The organism is Streptomyces canarius (assembly GCF_014650735.1).
GTDB classification, from domain to species: Bacteria; Actinomycetota; Actinomycetes; order Streptomycetales; family Streptomycetaceae; genus Streptomyces; species Streptomyces olivaceoviridis.
In genome coordinates, this window is the sequence record NZ_BMVN01000011.1 from 71,742 (window position 1) to 88,132 (window position 16,391).

The 16,391-nt window shown below is 73.2% G+C and carries 15 protein-coding genes; 5 read left to right on the top strand and 10 right to left on the bottom strand.

Annotation, left to right across the window (positions count from 1 at the left end):
* Positions 1–198 precede the first annotated feature (198 nt).
* Positions 199–555: a cupin domain-containing protein gene (locus IE294_RS17955; RefSeq protein WP_189887226.1), complete on the top strand. Its 357-nt coding sequence runs from the start codon at positions 199–201 to the stop codon at positions 553–555.
* A gap of 72 nt (positions 556–627) precedes the next feature.
* Here the strand turns inward: IE294_RS17955 and IE294_RS17960 are convergent, their stop codons facing one another.
* From IE294_RS17960 to IE294_RS17970, 3 genes are all read right to left on the bottom strand, one after another.
* A complete protein-coding gene (locus IE294_RS17960) occupies positions 628–1,602 on the bottom strand; it encodes a D-cysteine desulfhydrase family protein (RefSeq protein ID WP_189887227.1) in 975 nt (324 codons plus the stop codon).
* Between the two features lie 126 nt (positions 1,603–1,728).
* Positions 1,729–3,084, bottom strand: a complete 1,356-nt coding sequence (locus IE294_RS17965) for a vWA domain-containing protein (RefSeq protein WP_189887228.1) — start codon at positions 3,082–3,084, stop codon at positions 1,729–1,731.
* Entirely contained in the window at positions 3,081–3,938 is an 858-nt protein-coding gene (locus tag IE294_RS17970; protein ID WP_189887229.1) for an AAA family ATPase, read from the bottom strand. The genes IE294_RS17965 and IE294_RS17970 overlap by 4 nt, the downstream gene beginning before the upstream one ends.
* A 137-nt stretch (positions 3,939–4,075) precedes the next feature.
* Between IE294_RS17970 and IE294_RS17975 the strand changes: the two genes are divergently transcribed.
* From IE294_RS17975 to IE294_RS17990, 4 genes are all read left to right on the top strand, one after another.
* Positions 4,076–4,648 (top strand): TetR/AcrR family transcriptional regulator, encoded by a 573-nt coding sequence (locus tag IE294_RS17975; RefSeq protein ID WP_189887230.1) that lies wholly within the window; start codon positions 4,076–4,078, stop codon positions 4,646–4,648.
* Positions 4,649–4,818: 170 nt separating this feature from the next.
* On the top strand, positions 4,819–5,499 hold the full coding sequence (locus IE294_RS17980) for an ABC transporter permease (protein WP_189816652.1): 681 nt from the start codon (positions 4,819–4,821) through the stop codon (positions 5,497–5,499).
* Positions 5,496–6,167, top strand: a complete 672-nt coding sequence (locus tag IE294_RS17985; protein WP_189887231.1) for an ABC transporter permease — start codon at positions 5,496–5,498, stop codon at positions 6,165–6,167. The genes IE294_RS17980 and IE294_RS17985 overlap by 4 nt, the downstream gene beginning before the upstream one ends.
* The gene (locus tag IE294_RS17990) at positions 6,164–7,177 is read left to right on the top strand and encodes an ABC transporter substrate-binding protein (protein WP_229917204.1); all 1,014 of its coding nucleotides are present in this window, start codon (positions 6,164–6,166) and stop codon (positions 7,175–7,177) included. Before IE294_RS17985 ends, IE294_RS17990 begins: the two co-directional genes overlap by 4 nt.
* A gap of 5 nt (positions 7,178–7,182) precedes the next feature.
* Here the strand turns inward: IE294_RS17990 and IE294_RS17995 are convergent, their stop codons facing one another.
* From IE294_RS17995 to rhaI, 7 genes are all read right to left on the bottom strand, one after another.
* Positions 7,183–8,337, bottom strand: a complete 1,155-nt coding sequence (locus tag IE294_RS17995) for an ABC transporter ATP-binding protein (RefSeq protein ID WP_189887232.1) — start codon at positions 8,335–8,337, stop codon at positions 7,183–7,185.
* A gap of 74 nt (positions 8,338–8,411) precedes the next feature.
* Entirely contained in the window at positions 8,412–9,053 is a 642-nt protein-coding gene (locus tag IE294_RS18000; protein ID WP_189887234.1) for a LutC/YkgG family protein, read from the bottom strand.
* Positions 9,050–10,528 carry a LutB/LldF family L-lactate oxidation iron-sulfur protein gene (locus IE294_RS18005; RefSeq protein WP_189887236.1) on the bottom strand — a complete coding sequence of 493 codons (1,479 nt, stop codon included), beginning with the start codon at positions 10,526–10,528 and terminating at the stop codon, positions 9,050–9,052. The genes IE294_RS18000 and IE294_RS18005 overlap by 4 nt, the downstream gene beginning before the upstream one ends.
* The gene (locus tag IE294_RS18010) at positions 10,525–11,280 is read right to left on the bottom strand and encodes a (Fe-S)-binding protein (RefSeq protein ID WP_189816657.1); all 756 of its coding nucleotides are present in this window, start codon (positions 11,278–11,280) and stop codon (positions 10,525–10,527) included. The genes IE294_RS18005 and IE294_RS18010 overlap by 4 nt, the downstream gene beginning before the upstream one ends.
* Positions 11,281–11,352: 72 nt before the next feature.
* Positions 11,353–12,816, bottom strand: a complete 1,464-nt coding sequence (locus IE294_RS18015; protein ID WP_189887239.1) for a rhamnulokinase — start codon at positions 12,814–12,816, stop codon at positions 11,353–11,355.
* The gene (locus tag IE294_RS18020; protein WP_189887240.1) at positions 12,813–14,852 is read right to left on the bottom strand and encodes a bifunctional aldolase/short-chain dehydrogenase; all 2,040 of its coding nucleotides are present in this window, start codon (positions 14,850–14,852) and stop codon (positions 12,813–12,815) included. Before IE294_RS18020 ends, IE294_RS18015 begins: the two co-directional genes overlap by 4 nt.
* A 133-nt stretch (positions 14,853–14,985) precedes the next feature.
* Positions 14,986–16,146 carry an L-rhamnose isomerase gene (rhaI, locus tag IE294_RS18025; RefSeq protein ID WP_189887241.1) on the bottom strand — a complete coding sequence of 387 codons (1,161 nt, stop codon included), beginning with the start codon at positions 16,144–16,146 and terminating at the stop codon, positions 14,986–14,988.
* Positions 16,147–16,391: the final 245 nt, after the last annotated feature.

Consider the following 16,391-nt stretch of genomic DNA (forward strand, 5'->3'; position numbering starts at 1 on the left):
CAGTGACCTGTCCACGGGCCGTCGGCCGGTGCTGCTGACATCGTTGTCCCCTGCTCCCTGGATGGCGATGCGGGGTTGCGGGGCCGACGATGGTGCTGTGGGGTACGGCCGCCGCCGCAGCGCCGGTGCCGTCCGAGGCCGCCGGGGGGCGGAGGCCGGCCCCGGCCGCGGTCAGCGGCCGGAAGGGAGGACACCGTCATGCTGGAAGTGAAGACGGTCGAGAAGCCGGACGAACGGCGCGACTTCCCCCGCGGCCACCTCGAAGCCCTCCACCTGACCGGGCTCGACTTCGCGGTGGGCACGTTCGAACCCGGGTGGCGCTGGTCGGAGAGCGTGGCGCCGATCGCGGGCACCGAGAGCTGCATGGTCCACCACAACGGGTACGTGGTGCGGGGCCGGATGCACATCCGCATGGACGACGGCGGCGAGAGCGAGATCGGCCCCGGCGACGTCTTCGTCCTCCCGCCCGGCCACGACGCCTGGGTGGTCGGCGACGAGCAGGTCGTGCTGTACGACTTCGCCGGGACGATGGCGAACGAGTACGCCAAGGGTTAGCCGCGCGCCGAATCCGTCCGCCCGTCTCCTTGCCCCGCCGGGCCGCCCCGGAAGCGGTCCGGCGGAGTCGGTCTACACGTCGAAGACCCGCGCCCCCTCCTCCGCGAAGGCGATCGTGTCCGTGTGGCCGAACAGGCCCGGCAGGCCGCCGGTGTGGAGGAAGACCGTCCGCTCCCCCGGGCGGACGGTGCCGTCGCGGACCGCGGCGTGCAGGCCGGCCAGGGCGCGGCCGGTGTAGACGGGGTCGAGGACCAGGCCCTCGGTGCGGGCGGCGAGGCGGAGGGCTTCGCGTACCGGGGCGGTCAGGGTCGCGTAGCCGGCGCCCACCTGGTCCCGGCGGATCCGCAGGGTGTCCGGCGTGACCGCCTCCGCCGTGAGCGGTGCGGCGAACTCCGCGACCGCCGCGGCCGGGTCGGTCAGCGCGCCCACGTCGACGCCGAGGACCGACCCGCTGCCCAGGGCCGCGACCAGCCCGGCCATCGTGCCGCCCGAGCCGAGGGCCACGACCGCCGTACGCAGGCCCGGCAGTTGCTCGCGCAGCTCCGTGCCGCAGCGTACGTACCCCCTGGCTCCCAGCGCGCCGGAGCCGCCGAACGGGATCAGTGCCGGACGGGCGCCCTCGGACCGCAGACGCGCGCAGACCTCGGCCGCCGCCGCGTCCAGCCCGGCCTGGTCCACCTCGCCCGCCCAGGCGAGCCGCGCCCCGAACAGGCCGTCCAGGGCGATGTTCCCGGAGCGGGAGGCGCCCGGGGTGCCGCGCAGGACGAGGACGGCGTCCAGCCCGAGCCGGGCGCCCGCGGCGGCGGTCAGCCGGGCGTGGTTGCTCTGCGGGGCACCGGTGGTCACGAGCGTGTCGGCGCCCTCGGCGAGGGCCGCGCCCACCGTCCACTCCAGCTTGCGGATCTTGTTGCCGCCGCCGCCCAGGCCGGTCAGGTCGTCCCGCTTCACCCACAGGTCCTCCGGCCCGAGCCCGAGCGCGGCGGCGAGCCGGGGCGCCGGTTCCAGAGGGGTGGGGAAGGTGCCCAGCGGCACGGGCGGGTGGGTCATGGGGACGTCCTTGAGTCGGTGTCGGCGTGGGGTCAGTCGATCACGGCGGGGCACCTCGCGTCATACCGGCAAGGCCCGTGATCCGTGCGCGGAGCGGATCAGCCGGTCAGGGTCACGTGCCCCGCCTCACACCGGCAGCAGGCCCGCTATCAGCGCGCTGAGCTGGGCCGCCGTGCGGCACTCGTGCATCTCGACCAGCTCGGCGTACGCGGGCGCGGCCGAGTCGCCGGTGCCCCAGCGGTCGTGCGGCTCGGGGTTGAGCCAGTAGACGCGCCGGGCCCGCCGGGCCAGCTCGCGTACGGCGGGGAGGTTCGGGTCGCTCATGTTCGTGCGGGCGTCACCGAGGACGAACACCGTCGTACGCGGACCCACCGCACCGCCGTACCGCTCGGCGAACTCGCCCAGCGCCACGCCGTAGTCGCTGCTGCCGTGCCAGCCGGTGAGCGTGGCCTCGGCGCGGATGCGGGCGCTGAGCCCGTCGGGGTCGGCGCGGCCGTGGTCGAGCAGGCCGGTGACCTCGTCGAGCCGGTTGACGAACGCGAACACGCGCACCTTGCCGAACTGGTCGTGCAGCGCCTGCACGAGGAGCATGGTGAAGTCCGAGAATCCGGACACCGAGCCCGACACATCGCAGAGCAGCACCAGTTCGGGCCGGACCGGGCGGCGCCGCCGCAGCACCGGCCGCATCGGCACGCCCCCCGTGGACAGCGAGGAGCGCAGGGTGCGGCGCAGGTCGATCGTGCCGCGCGCGGCCCGGCGGCGGCGCGCGGCGAGCCGGGTGGCCAGCTTCCGCGCCAACGGCTGGACCGCGCGGCGGAGTTCGGTCAGCTGCTCCCGGTTCGCGATCAGGAAGTCGACCCGGTCGGCGGTCGGCCGCACACCCCGCCGCGCGATCTCGTCCCGCCCCCGCCGCTCGGCCACCCGGCGCCGGGCCTCCGCCCCCACCAGCCGCCGGAACTCCTCGATGCGGCGGCGGATCTCGTCGTCCAGCAGCCGGTCCGCGAACCCGGCGCCGCCGTTGCCGTCCCGGCCCCGGACGTCGGCCCGCACCCGGGCCAGCAGGGTCTGGGGCCGCAGCCGGTCCAGGGTCTGGTACGCCGACCAGCCGTCCGAGCCCGGGGAACTCCCGTACCCGCCCAGGCCGTCGACCGCCTCCGCCGCCAACCGGGCCATCATCGCCCGGTCGTCGGCGGCCAGCGCCTCGGCCAGCCGGTCGCGCAGGGCTTCCCGGTCCCGGGGAGCGTCCTCGGGACCGCCGACTCCGCGCGGGAAGTAGAGGTCGAAGACCGGGTCGAACAGGGCCCGTTGGCCCGGTCCGTGCAGCAGCGTCGCCGCCAGCCCCTCACGCAGGCGCTCCCGGTCCGCGAGGCCCAGCGCCTCCACCGCCCGGGCCGCGTCCACGGTCTCCCCGGTGCCGATCCGCACCCCGTGCGCGCGCAGCGCCGCGGCCAGGCCGGTGATCCGGTCCGCGACGTCGGTCACAGCGCGTCCAGGTCGAGCTTGGCCGCCGCCTTCTGGATGTCGTCCTGGTGCTTGAGGATCACCCCGAGGGTGTCCCGTACGACGGTCTCGTCCAGCGTGCCGGCGCCCAGGGCGAGCAGGGTGCGGGCCCAGTCGATGGTCTCGGCGACGGACGGCACCTTGCGCAGGTCCATCGCGCGCAGCGCCCCGACCACCCGGACCACCGACTCGGTCAGCGCCGCGCCGAGGCCCGGCACCTTCAGCCGTACGATCCGCCGCTCCAGCTCCTCCCCGGGGAAGCCGATGTGCAGGAACAGGCAGCGGCGGCGCAGCGCCTCGGACAGCTCGCGGCCGGCGTTGGAGGTGAGGACGACGAACGGGCGGCGGGTCGCCGTGACCGTGCCCAGCTCCGGGACCGTGACCTGGAAGTCGCTGAGCACCTCCAGCAGCAGCCCCTCCATCTCGACGTCGGCCTTGTCGGTCTCGTCGATGAGCAGCACGGTCGGCTCGTCGCCGCGGATGGCGGTCAGCAGCGGGCGGGGGAGCAGGAACTCCTCGGTGAAGATGTCGGTACGGCTCTCGTCCCAGCTCTCGCCGCGGCCCGCGCTGATGCGCAGCAGCTGTTTGGCGTGGTTCCACTCGTACAGCGCCCGGGACTCGTCCACGCCCTCGTAGCACTGGAGCCGGACCAGCCGGGCGTCGGCCACCTGGGCGACGGCCTTGGCCAGCTCGGTCTTGCCGACCCCGGCGGGGCCCTCCACCAGCAGCGGCTTGCCCAGCCGGGCGGCGAGGAACACGGTCGTGGCGACGGCGGGGGAGGCGAGATAGCCGGTCTCGGCGAGGCGGGCGGAGACGTCGTCGACGGACGTGAACAACGGGGCCTCCGGCGGGGTCGGGGACAGGGTCCGGGAGGAACGGCTTCCGATCTCCTATCTAAGCGCTTGTTCAGCTTCCGCGCCATGGTGTACACCGATCGGTATCCTCCGTGCCGGCGTCGCGGTAGTCTCGCGGTATGACCAGCACACAGAAGGCGTCGCCCCGTGACAGGCTGCTCGACGTCGCCGCCCGGCTCTCCTACCGCGACGGTGTGTCCATCGGCATCGAGGCGCTGTGCCGGGAGGCGGGCGTCTCCAAGCGGTCGATGTACCAGCTCTTCGAGAGCAAGGACGACATGCTGGCCGCCAGCCTGGAGCGGCGGATGCCGGCGTACCAGGCCCGGCTGACCCACCCGGATCCAGCGTCCGCGACCCCGCGCGAGAGGATCCTGTACGTCTTCGGACAACTGGAGAAGGGCTCCGTGGAACCCGAGTACCACGGCTGCCCCTACCTGGCCGTGCTGGTCGAGGTGAAGGATCCCGAGCATCCGGCGAGCGTGGTCGCCCGCGAGGCCAAGGAGACCCTGCTGAGCGCCTTCCGCGAGGAGGCGGAGCGGGGCGGCGCGCGGGATCCCGAGCTGCTCGCCCGCCAGCTCCTGCTGGTCTTCGACGGCGCCAGCGCACGCGCCGGCGCCCGGGTGGAACACCTGGACGACGCACTCGCCACGACCACGGTGACGGCCCTGCTGGACGCGGCGGGAGTCCGCTAGACCCTGTCGTCCGGATCAGGGAGCCGGCAGGTCACGCAGGCGCATGCGGTGCGGCGCGCACACGAACCCGGGCCGCCACGGCGCATCCCCCTGGTGCGGACCGTCAGGGCGCCCCCCGTCCGGGCCACCACAACGCGCCGCCGTCCTCGCCCGTCCGGTCCAATGGACCCGTGAGCGCGCCACCGGACGACTGCCTCGCGCGGAACGAGTGGATCTGCGGTGCCTATCTGAGCACCCGCCGCCAGATCCTGCTCGACGCGGTCGTCCAGCACCTCCAGCTGACCTTCCTGTCCGTCCTGATCGGCCTGGTCATCGCGCTGCCGCTGGCGGTGCTGGCCCGCCGTTGGGGCTGGGCGGCCGGGCCGGTCCTCGCCGTGACGACGATCCTCTACACCATCCCGTCGCTGGCCATGTTCTCCCTGCTCCTGCCCCTCTACGGCCTCTCGGCCACCCTGGTCGTCGCCGGACTGGTGCTGTACTCGCTCACCCTGCTCGTCCGGAACATCCTCGCCGGCCTGCGCGCGGTCCCGGAGGAGACCCGGCAGGCCGCGCGGGGTCTCGGCTACGGCCCCGTCCGCCTGCTGCTCACCGTGGAACTGCCCCTGGCCCTGCCCGCCGCGATGGCCGGCCTGCGCATCGCCACCGTCTCGGCGGTCTCCCTGCTCACGGTCGGCGCGATCGTCGGCTTCGGCGGTCTCGGCAACCTCATCTACTCCGGCATGAACACCTACTTCAAGGCGCAGGTGCTCACCGCGTCCGTGTTGTGCGTGCTGATCGCCGTCGCCGCCGACCTGCTCCTGCTGGGCGTACAGCGGCTGATCACCCCCTGGACGCGGGCGGCCCGTTCATGAGCACCCTCACCGCCGCCTGGGACTGGCTCACCGACCCCGCGCACTGGCCGGGCGACGACGGCATCCGGCACCGGCTGCTCCAGCACCTCCTGCTCACCGTCGTCTGCCTGGTCCTCAGCTGTTTGATCGCGCTGCCCGTCGCGCTCGTCCTCGGCCACCTCGGCAGGGGCGGCGCGCTCGCCGTGAACATCTCCAACGTCGGCCGGGCCGTGCCCACCTTCGCCGTACTGGTCCTGCTCCTGCTGACCCCGGTCGGGAGGTGGGGCGACGGCCCCACGGTGGTCGCCCTCGTGCTGTTCGCCGTACCGCCGCTGCTCACCAACGCCTACGTCGGCATGCGCGAGGTCGACCGGAACGCCGTCCAGGCCGCCCGGGGCATGGGCATGACCGGCCGACAGCTGCTGTTTCACGTGGAACTGCCCCTTTCGCTCCCCCTGCTGCTGAACGGCGTGCGCATCGCCGCCGTCCAACTCGTCGCCACCGCCACGATCGCCGCGCTCGCGGGCGGCGGCGGCCTCGGCCGGATCATCACAGCGGGCTTCAACCTGGCCAGCACGCCCCAGGTGGTCGCGGGCGCGCTGCTCGTCGCGGTGTTCGCCCTGCTCGTCGAGGGCGTCTTCGAGATCGCCGAGCGAGTGGCACCGGCCTGGGTCCGGGGCGGCCGATGAGACGCCGTACGGCACCTGCCGCCCCCACCCTTCCCAGCCGCCGCACGGCACGCGCCCGGCCCGCTCTCCTCAGCCGCCGTGCCGCACTCGCCACGGCCGCCCTTCTCGCGCTCGGTGCCTGTGCCACCGGCCCGTCCCTGGAGAGCCGCGGGCAGGTCACCGCTCCGCCCGGGGACAGCCGTCATCTGACCATCGGCTCGGCCGGCTTCACCGAGAGCGATCTGCTCGCCCAGATGTACGCCCAGTTGCTCGACCAGGCCGGCTACAAGACGTCCCTCCTCACGGTCGCCAACCGGGAGCTGTACGAACCCGCCCTGGAGTCTGGCCAGATCGACGTCGTACCCGAGTACGCGGCGACCTTGGCCGACTGGCTGAGTGCCAAGACCCACGGCGCCGACGCGCCCCCGGCCGGCTCGCCGGACCTCGGCGCCACGATGAAGGCCCTGCGCGCCCTCGCGGCCCCCCGCGGCCTCACCGTCCTCCCGCCCGGCCGGGCCGTCGACCAGAACGCCTTCGCGGTGACCGCCGCCTACGCCCGCCGGCACCACCTCAGGACCCTCAGCGACCTCGGCGCCTCCGGACTGAAGGTACGCCTCGCGGCGGGCGACGAATGCGTGCGACGGCCGTACTGCGCGCCCGGGCTGAAGAAGGTGTACGGCATCCACATCACCGGCATCGATCCCAAGGGTGTCGGCACCACCCAGGCCAAGCGGGCCGTGCAGGAAGGCCGCGACCAGATGGTGCTGACCACCACCACCGACGCCACCCTCGCCTCCTTCGGCCTGGTCCTGCTCGCCGACGACAAGCGTGTGCAGAACGCCGACTATGTCGTCCCGGTCGTCAACCGCTCCCGCGCGGGCGGTGCCGGCGTGGCGAAGGCGCTCGGCAGGCTGGGCGACGTCCTCACCACCGGGGACCTGGCCGCCATGAACCGGCAGGTCGACAGCTGGCGGCGGCTGCCCGCCGACGTGGCACGCGCCTATCTGAAGGACAAGGGCCTGCTGAAGTGACCCGGTCAGGCGTCCGCCACCGAGTCGAACGGCACCTGCCCCCGCGTGACCCCGCGCGCGTCGGCGTCCACCGAACGGCGCAGCGCCTCATGCAGCTTCGCCGGGGTCAGCACGCCGAGGAACCGCGCCCCGTCCAGCACGGCGACCCACCCGGCGTCGTGCTGGAGCATCACCCCGAACGCCTGCTTCAGCGGCGCGCCGACCGGCACCCAGGCGGTCATCCGGTGGGCGAGGTCCCCGACCGTGCCGCCCGCCGGCAGTTCCTCGACGCCGACCCAGCCGTGCAGGTCACCGTCCGAGTCCAGGACCACCGCCCACCGGGCGCCCGCGGACCGCAGCCGCTCCAGCGCCCGCGCGGCGGGCTCCTCCGGGCGGGCCACGGGCGGCTGCTCCAGGTCGTCCGGCTCGATCGCGGTGACCGACAGCCGCTTCAGCCCGCGGTCCGCGCCCACGAAGGAGGCGACGTACGGCGTCGCGGGCGCCCCCAGCACCGCGCCCGGCGTGTCGAACTGCTCGATGCGGCCCTGCCCGTACACGGCGATCCGGTCGCCGAGCCGGACGGCCTCCTCGATGTCGTGCGTGACCAGCAGCACCGTCTTGCGCACCGCCGCCTGCATCCGCAGGAACTCGTCCTGCAACTGCTCCCGCACCACCGGGTCGACCGCGCCGAACGGCTCGTCCATCAGCAGCACCGGCGGATCCGCGGCCAGCGCCCGCGCCACGCCGACCCGCTGCCGCTGCCCGCCGGACAACTGCTCCGGATAGCGCGGCCCGTAGGCCTGCGGATCCAGCCCCACCAGGTCCAGCAGCTCGGCCGCCCGGGCCCGCGCCTTCGCCCGCTTCCAGCCGAGCAGCGCGGGCACGGTCGCGGTGTTGTCCAGGACGGTGCGGTGCGGGAAGAGGCCCACCTGCTGGATGACGTACCCGATCCGGCGGCGCAGCCGGACCGGGTCGACCGTCGCGACGTCCTCGCCGCCGACGAGGATCCGGCCCGAGGTCGGCTCGATGAGCCGGTTCACCATCATCATGGTCGTCGTCTTGCCGCACCCGGAGGGCCCGACGAGCGTGACCAGCTCCCCCTCGGCCACCTCGAAGGAGAGGCCGTCCACGGCCGTCGTACCGTCCGGATACCGCTTGGTCACCTGCTCGAACCGGATCATTTCCTCAACGTACGGCAGGCCGCCGCACGCTTCATTCCGGCGTGCCCCGACCGGCGGACGCCCGGGGGGCGCGGTCAGCCGAGCAGGATCACCTCCAGGGTGCGGGGGCCGTGGACGCCCTCCACCCGGTCCAGTTCGATGTCGCTGGTGGCCGACGGGCCCGAGATCCAGGTCAACGGGCGGGTGGGGTCGAGGCGTTCGAGGGCCTGGGGTACGGAGGAGACGACCTGGTCCGGGACGCGCACGACACAGATGTGGTGGTCCGGGACGAGCGAGATGCGCCGCCGGCCCTGGTCGGGGGAGCCGTCGAGCACGATCGTTCCGGTCTCGGCGACGGCCACGGCACACCCCGTCACCACACTGTCCACCCGGTCCAGCCGCTGGGCGGTGTCCGCCACCCGGTCGTGGACGCGCACGGGATCGGCGGCGGACAGCCACTCCGGCGGCAGCCCGGGAGGGACCAGCACCTCCTGGGAGCCGCGCTCGGCCAGCAGCCGCATGACGAGCAGCGGCAGCTCCTCCGCGTCGCAGCGGTGCACGACGGCCCGGTAGTCCACCAGGTTCTCCGCCAGCAGCTCCACCGTCTCCTCGGTGGTCCGCTGCCCGTGCTCGCGCAGGTAGTCCCGGGGGACGGCCTCCTCGTAGGGCCCCTCGTCCGCGGGCACGTCCGCGAGCGCGCGCCGCACCCGGCCCAGGATCCGCTCCCTGCTGCTCACTTCGCACCGTCCTTTCCGCCGCGCGTGCGCTGCCACCAGTCCCGGAACGGTTCCGGCGGCACGGCCGGCAGGTCCCGGGTGCCGCTCCACGCCCGGCCGGGGCCGGGCAGGGTACGGGGGTGCAGCCGGCGGGTGCGGGAGGCCAGCCGCTGGCCCGTGCGCAGGGCGCCGGGGTGCGTGAACGCCCAGCGCGCCGCCCGCATCGCCGCCCGCTCGGCCGCGTGCCCCTTCGCCGGCTGGAGCACCACCGTGTTGCCCTGCCGCACCGCCGGACCGCCCTCGACCACCCGCTCCCGCAGGTGCACCAGCACCTCGGGGATGTCGATGGCGACCGGGCACACCTCGTAGCAGGCCCCGCACAGGCTCGACGCGTACGGCAGGGAGGCGTCGATCTCGCTCGCCGTGCCCCTCAGCTGGGGGCTGAGGATGGCGCCGATGGGGCCCGGGTAGACCGAGCCGTACGCGTGCCCGCCCGCCCGCTCGTACACCGGGCACACGTTCAGGCAGGCCGAGCAGCGGATGCAGCGCAGCGCCTGGCGGCCGACCTGGTCGGCGAGGGTGTCGGTGCGGCCGTTGTCGAGCAGGACCAGGTGGAAGGCGCGCGGACCGTCGCCGTCCGTCGTTCCCGTCCACATGCTGGTGTACGGGTTCATGCGCTCGGCGGTGGAGGAGCGGGGGAGGGTCTGGAGGAAGACCTCCAGGTCGCGCCAGGTGGGCACCACCTTCTCGATGCCGACGACCGAGATGAGCGTCTCCGGCAGGGTCAGGCACATCCGGCCGTTGCCCTCGGACTCCACGACGACCAGCGTGCCGGTCTCGGCGACCATGAAGTTGGCGCCGGAGACGCCGACCTTGGCGCGCAGGAACTTCTCCCGCAGGTGCAGCCGGGCCGCCTCGGCGAGTTCGGCGGGCGTGTCCGTCAGACCCTCCGGGGCCGGGCGGCCCCACTCACCCATCTCGGCGCGGAAGATGTCGCGGATCTCGCCCCGGTTGCGGTGGATGGCCGGGACCAGGATGTGCGAGGGGCGGTCCTTGCCCAACTGCACGATCAGTTCGGCGAGGTCGGTCTCGTAGGCGCGGATGCCCTCGGCCTCCAGGGCTTCATTGAGGCCGATCTCCTGCGTGGCCATGGACTTGACCTTCACGACCTCCGACTCGCCGGTCTCCCTGACCAGCCGGGCGACGATCCGGTTGGCCTCCGCGGCGTCCGCCGCCCAGTGGACCGTACCGCCGGCCGCGGTGACCGACTCCTCCAACTGGACGAGGTAGCGGTCGAGATGGCGCAGGGTGTGGTCCTTGATCCGCCTGCCCGCCTCGCGCAGCGCCGCCCAGTCGGGCAACTCGCCCACCGCCTTGGCCCGTTTGGCGCGGATGGTGTGGGTGGCGTGCCGCAGGTTGCCCCGCAGGACGGGGTTGTGGACGGCGTCGTGCGCGGCCTTCGGGAAGGCCGGCATGCCGAGATACGTTCCGGTCATACGGCCGGTTCCTCCTCCGTGCTCGCCAGGATCTCCGCGATGTGCACCGGCCGCATGCCCGTGCGCAGCCGGCTCATCGTGCCGCCGAGGTGCATCAGGCAGGAGTTGTCGGCCGCGCACAGCACCTCCGCGCCGGTCGACTCGGCGTTGCGCACCTTGTCGGCACCCATCGCCGCCGACACCTCCGCGTTCTTCAGCGCGAACGTGCCGCCGAACCCGCAGCACTCCTCCGCGCCCGGCAGCTCGACCAGCTCCAGCCCCTTGACGGCCTGGAGCAGCCGGCGCGGCCGGTCGCCGAGCCCGAGCCCGCGCAGCCCGTGGCAGGTCGGGTGGTAGGTCACCGTGTGCGGGTAGTAGGCGCCGACGTCCGTCACCCCGAGCACGTCGACCAGGAACTCCGTCAGCTCGTACGTCTTCGGCACCACCGGTGCCAGCGTCCGCGCCAGCGCGTCCCCGCGCCCCTCGGCCCGGGCCCGCTCGCCCATGCGGGGATACAGCTCCCGCACCATCGCCCCGCACGACCCGGACGGGGTCACGATCGCCTCGTACTCCCCGAAGACATCGGAGAAATGCCGGGCCAGCGGCTCGGCCTCATGCCGGTAGCCGGTGTTGTAGTGGGCCTGGCCGCAGCAGGTCTGCGCCATCGGGAAGTCGACGTCGACACCCAGTCTGGTCAGCAGCTTCACCACGGCCCGGCCGGTGTCCGGATACAGCGTGTCGTTGACACAGGTCAGGAACAGGGCGACACGCATCGCGGCTCCTCGGTGTCGGTCATCGGACGAGTGAAGGGTAGTCGGCGGGCGGCGCCGACGGGAGACCACGGCTCACCGCGTGGCGAGCCGGGCCTGGGCCGCCCGCCACGGGCCGGTGTCGCCGCGGGGCGTGTACCGGGTGAGCGGCTGGGTCCGGGTGAGCAGCCCGCGCAGGGCGGCGAGATCGCCGGCGAGCCCGTCCGCGCGGGCCTGCACGAGCACGTTGCCGAGGGCCGCCGCCTCGGTGGCGCCGGCCACCACCGGCAGCCCGCAGGCGTCGGCCGTCAGCTGGCACAGCAGCGCGTTGCGGGTGCCGCCGCCGACCAGGTACACCACGTCCACCGGATGATCGGCCAGCCGCTGCGCGTCCAGCACGGCCCGCCGGTGGGCGAGGGCCAGCGAGTCGAGGATGCAGCGGGTGGTCGCGGCCCGGGTTTCCGGCACCGGCTGCCCCGACGCGCGGCACGCCTCGGCGATCCGCTCCGGCATCCGCCCCGGCGCCAGGAACGCCTCGTCCCCGGCGTCCACCACCGAGCGCAGCGCCGGCACGGTGGCCGCCTCCCGCAACAGCGTTCCCAGATCCGGCTCGCCCCAGGCCCGTACGCACTCCTGGAGCAGCCACAGCCCCATGATGTTGCGCAGATAGCGGACGGTGCCGTCGAGCCCCAGCTCATTGGTGAAGTTCGCGGCCCGGCTCTCCTCGGTGAGCACCGGAGCGGACAGTTCCAGGCCGGCCAGGGACCAGGTGCCGGTGCAGATGTAGGCGAAGCGCTGCCCGGTCGCCGGGACGGCGGCCACCGCCGACGCGGTGTCGTGCGAGCCGACGGCCGTCACCGGCACCGGACCGGTCAGGCCCGTCTCCGCCAGCACCTCCGGCCGCAGCGTCCCGGCCGGATCACCCGGCCGGCGCAGCGGCGTGAACAGTCCGAGGTCGATCCCCAGCCGCTCGGCGACCTCGTACGACCAGTCCCGGGTCCGGGGATCGACGAGCTGGGTGGTGGAGGCGTTGGTCAGCTCGGTGCCCTGCTCGCCGGTGAGCCAGTACGCCAGCAGGTCCGGGACCAGCAACAGCCGCCTGGCGTGGGCGAACTGCTCCGAGGTGCGGGCGGCCACGAGCTGGTAGAGGGTGTTGAACGGCGCGTACTGGATGCCCGTCGCCGCGTACAGCTCCGCCGCCGGCACGGTCGCCCACACCTTCTCGGCGACCCCCTCGGTGCGGGCGTCGCGATAGTGCACGGGGTTGCCGAGCAGGGCCCCGTCGGCGTCCAGCAGGCCGTAGTCGACGGCCCAGCTGTCGATGCCCACGGAGGCGAGCCGTCCACCGCAGTGGGCACCGGCCGCCCGGAGCCCGTCGAGGACACCGCCATAGAGCGCCAGGATGTCCCAGCGCAGTCCCTCCGGTACGCGCACCGGCCGGTTGGGGAACCGGTGCGCCTCGCTCAGCTCCACCGAGTCCGCACTCACCCGCCCCACCATCACCCGCCCGCTGGAAGCGCCGAGATCGACCGCGGCGTACGACTTCACGTCTGCGCTCATCGCAGGAACGCGGCCGCCACACCCGCGTCGACCGGGATGTGCAGTCCGGTGGTGTGGGTGAGGTCCCCGCCCGTGAGCGCGAACACCGCGTTCGCCACGTGCTCGGGCAGCACCTCCCGCTTCAGGATCGTCCGCTGCGCGTAGAACTCGCCCAGCTTCTCCTCCGGCACCCCGTACACCGCGGCCCGCTGCGCCCCCCAGCCCCCGGCGAAGATCCCGGACCCGCGCACCACACCGTCCGGGTTGACCCCGTTCACCCGGATCCCGTGCTCACCCAGTTCGGCGGCCAGCAGCCGCACCTGGTGGGCCTGGTCGGCCTTGGTGGCGGAGTAGGCGATGTTGTTGGGCCCGGCGAACACGGCGTTCTTGGAGGCGATGTAGACGATGTCGCCGCCCAGCCCCTGCACGGTCATCACCCGCGCCGCCTCCCGCGACACGAGGAAGGAACCGCGGGCCATGATGTCGTGCTGGAGGTCCCAGTCCTTGACCGACGTCTCCAGCAGCGGCTTGGAGATGGAGATCCCGGCGTTGTTGACGACGAGGTCCACCCCGCCGAAGGCGAGGGAGGCCGCCTTGAACGCGGCGGCGATCTGCTCCTCGTCGGTGACGTCCACGGTGACGGCGACGGCCTTGTCCGGCCCGCCCAGTTCCTCGGCGACGGCCACGGCGTTCTCGCCGTTCAGATCGGCGACGACGACACACGCCCCCTCCGCCGCGAGCCGGTGCGCGATGGCCTTCCCGATCCCGCTGCCGGCCCCCGTCACGAGCGCGACGCGCGTGGCGAGCGGCTTGGGCTTCGGCATCCGCTGGAGCTTGGCCTCCTCCAGCGCCCAGTACTCGATCCGGAACTTCTCGGCTTCCTCGATCGGCGCGTACGACGACACCGCCTCGGCCCCGCGCATGACGTTGACGGCGTTGACGTAGAACTCGCCCGCCACCCGGGCGGTCTGCTTGTCCTTGCCGAAGCTGAACATGCCGACACCCGGGACGAGCACGACGGCCGGGTCGGCGCCGCGCATGGCGGGGGAGTCGGGCAGGGCGTGCCGCCGGTAGTAGGCGGCGTACTCCTCGCGGTAGGCGGCGTGCAGCTCCCGCAGCCGCGCGACGGCGTCCTCAAGCGGCGCGGCCGGCGGCAGGTCCAGCACGAGCGGCCGGACCTTGGTGCGCAGGAAGTGGTCGGGGCAGGAGGTGCCGAGGGCGGCCAGCCGGGGGTGCTCGGCGCGGGCGAGGAAGTCGAGGACGACCTCGGAGTCGGTGAAGTGCCCGACCTGCGGCCGGTCCTGGGACGCCAGGCCCCGGATGTACGGCGCGAGCGCGGCGGCCCGCTCCCTCCGCTCGGCCTCGGGCAGGGCCTCGTACCCCTCGACGACCGGCCCGAAGGGCTCCGCCTTCCCCTTCTCGGCGAGGAACGCCTCGGCGGTCCGGATGATGTGCAGCGAGTTGCGCTCGCACTCCTCGGACGTCGATCCCCACGCGGTGATCCCGTGCCCGCCGAGAACGCACCCGACGGCCTGCGGGTTGGCCTCCTTGATCGCGGCGATGTCCAGCCCGAGCTGGAACCCGGGCCGCCGCCACGGCACCCACACCACGCTGTCCCCGAAGCACTCGGCGGTCAGCTTCTCCCCGTCGGCCGCACACGCGAGCGCGATCCCCGAGTCGGGATGCAGATGGTCCACGTGCGGGGCGTCCACCAGACCGTGCATGGCGGTGTCGATGGAGGGCGCGGCCCCGCCCTTGCCGTGCAGACAGTAGTCGAACGCGCCGACCATCTCGTCCTCGCGCTCGACACCGGGGTACACGTCCACGAGGGCCCGCAGCCGGTCCAGCCGCAGCACGGCCAGTCCCGATGCGGTGAGCGTGCCGAGGTCGCCCCCGGAGCCCTTCACCCACATCAGCTCCACCTCGCCCCCGGTGACGGGATCGGTGGCGCTGCCCTTGGCCGACGCGTTCCCGCCGGCGTAGTTGGTGTTACGGGGATCGGAGCCGAGCCGGTGGGAGCGGTCGAGGAGGGCGTCGACTTCGGGATGGGTGGTCATGACTACCGGTTCTTTCCAGGAGAGGGGACGTGGTGAAGGGGCGCGGGGCCGTGTCGATACGCGGCTCCGCCGGGTGGGCGCGACGAGCCGCGACGGACCCGCACCCCGCAACGGCGCTTCAGAGGCAGACGCTTCACGCCCCCCAGCCGGCCTGCTCGCCCCCGACCCGCTCGGCGACGATCCGCTCGGCCCACCCGGACCGGGCGTACGCGCCCATCGGATCGGGGTCCAGCCCCGACTCCTGGCGGACCTCGCCGAGGAGCCCCCGGACATCCGTGTTGTACGCGTCCATCAGCACGGCATTGGCCCCCAGTACGTCCCCGGAAGCCTGCGCCCGGGCCAGCGCCGCCCGATCGACCAGCAGCGCCTTCGCGGTGGCCTCCTGCACATTCATGACCGACCGGATGATCGCCGGGATCTTCGCCTCGATGTTGTGGCACTGGTCGAGCATGAACGCGACGTCGGAGGTGAACCCCCCGCCCCGGATCACCTCGTACATGATCCGGAAGAGCTGGAAGGGGTCGGCCGCCCCCACCATCAGGTCGTCGTCGGCGTAGAAGCGCGAGTTGAAGTCGAACCCGCCGAGCTTCCCCTCCCGCAGCAGCAGCGCCACGATGAACTCGATGTTGGTCCCCGGCGCGTGGTGCCCGGTGTCGACGACCACCTGGGCCTTGTCGCCGAGCTTCAGACAGTGCGCGTAGGCGGTCCCCCAGTCCGGCACGTCGGTCGTGTAGAACGCCGGCTCGAAGAACTTGTACTCCAGCAGCATCCGCTGGCCGTCCCCCAGCCGGGCGTACACCTCGGCCAGCCCCTCGGCCAGCCGGTCCTGCCGGGCGCGGATGTCGTCCTGCCCGGGGTAGTTCGTCCCGTCGGCGAACCACAGCTTCAGGTCCCGTGACCCGGTGGCGTCCATGATGTCGACGCACCGCAGCAGGTGGTCGACGGCCTTGCGCCGCACCGCCGCGTCCGGATGGCAGATGCTGCCCAGCTTGTAGTCGTCGTCCTGGAAGGTGTTGGAGTTGACCGCGCCCAGCCGCACCCCGCGCTCCTCGGCGTACTTCGCGAGCGCCGCGTAGTCCTCCACGGTGTCCCACGGAATGTGCAGGGCGACCGTCGGCGCGATGCCGGTGAAGGCGTGCACCTGGGCCGCGTCCTCCAGCTTCTCCCAGGGCGAGCGCGGCACACCGGCCTGGGCGAACACCTTGAACCGGGTGCCCGAGTTCCCGTACGCCCACGACGGCGTCTCGACGGCCTGGGTCTTGAGCGCGGCCTTCACCGCGGCGAGGTCGGTCACTTGGGGGCTCCTGTGGTGTCGGGGGGACGACTGAGCGGATGTCGGACGGAACGACCGAGCATGTGAACGCCGAATGTGAAACGATTCAGAACGGCAAGCTAGGTGCCGACCGCGGGGGTGTCAAGGACTCCAGCGGACCCCGTCTTCCGTGATCCGGCCGTGACCTTTGGCTATCGAAAGTTTTTCGACACGGACCCATTGACGTGACATGACTGTGGTGCCTACGGTCCCGGCAATCCACTTGA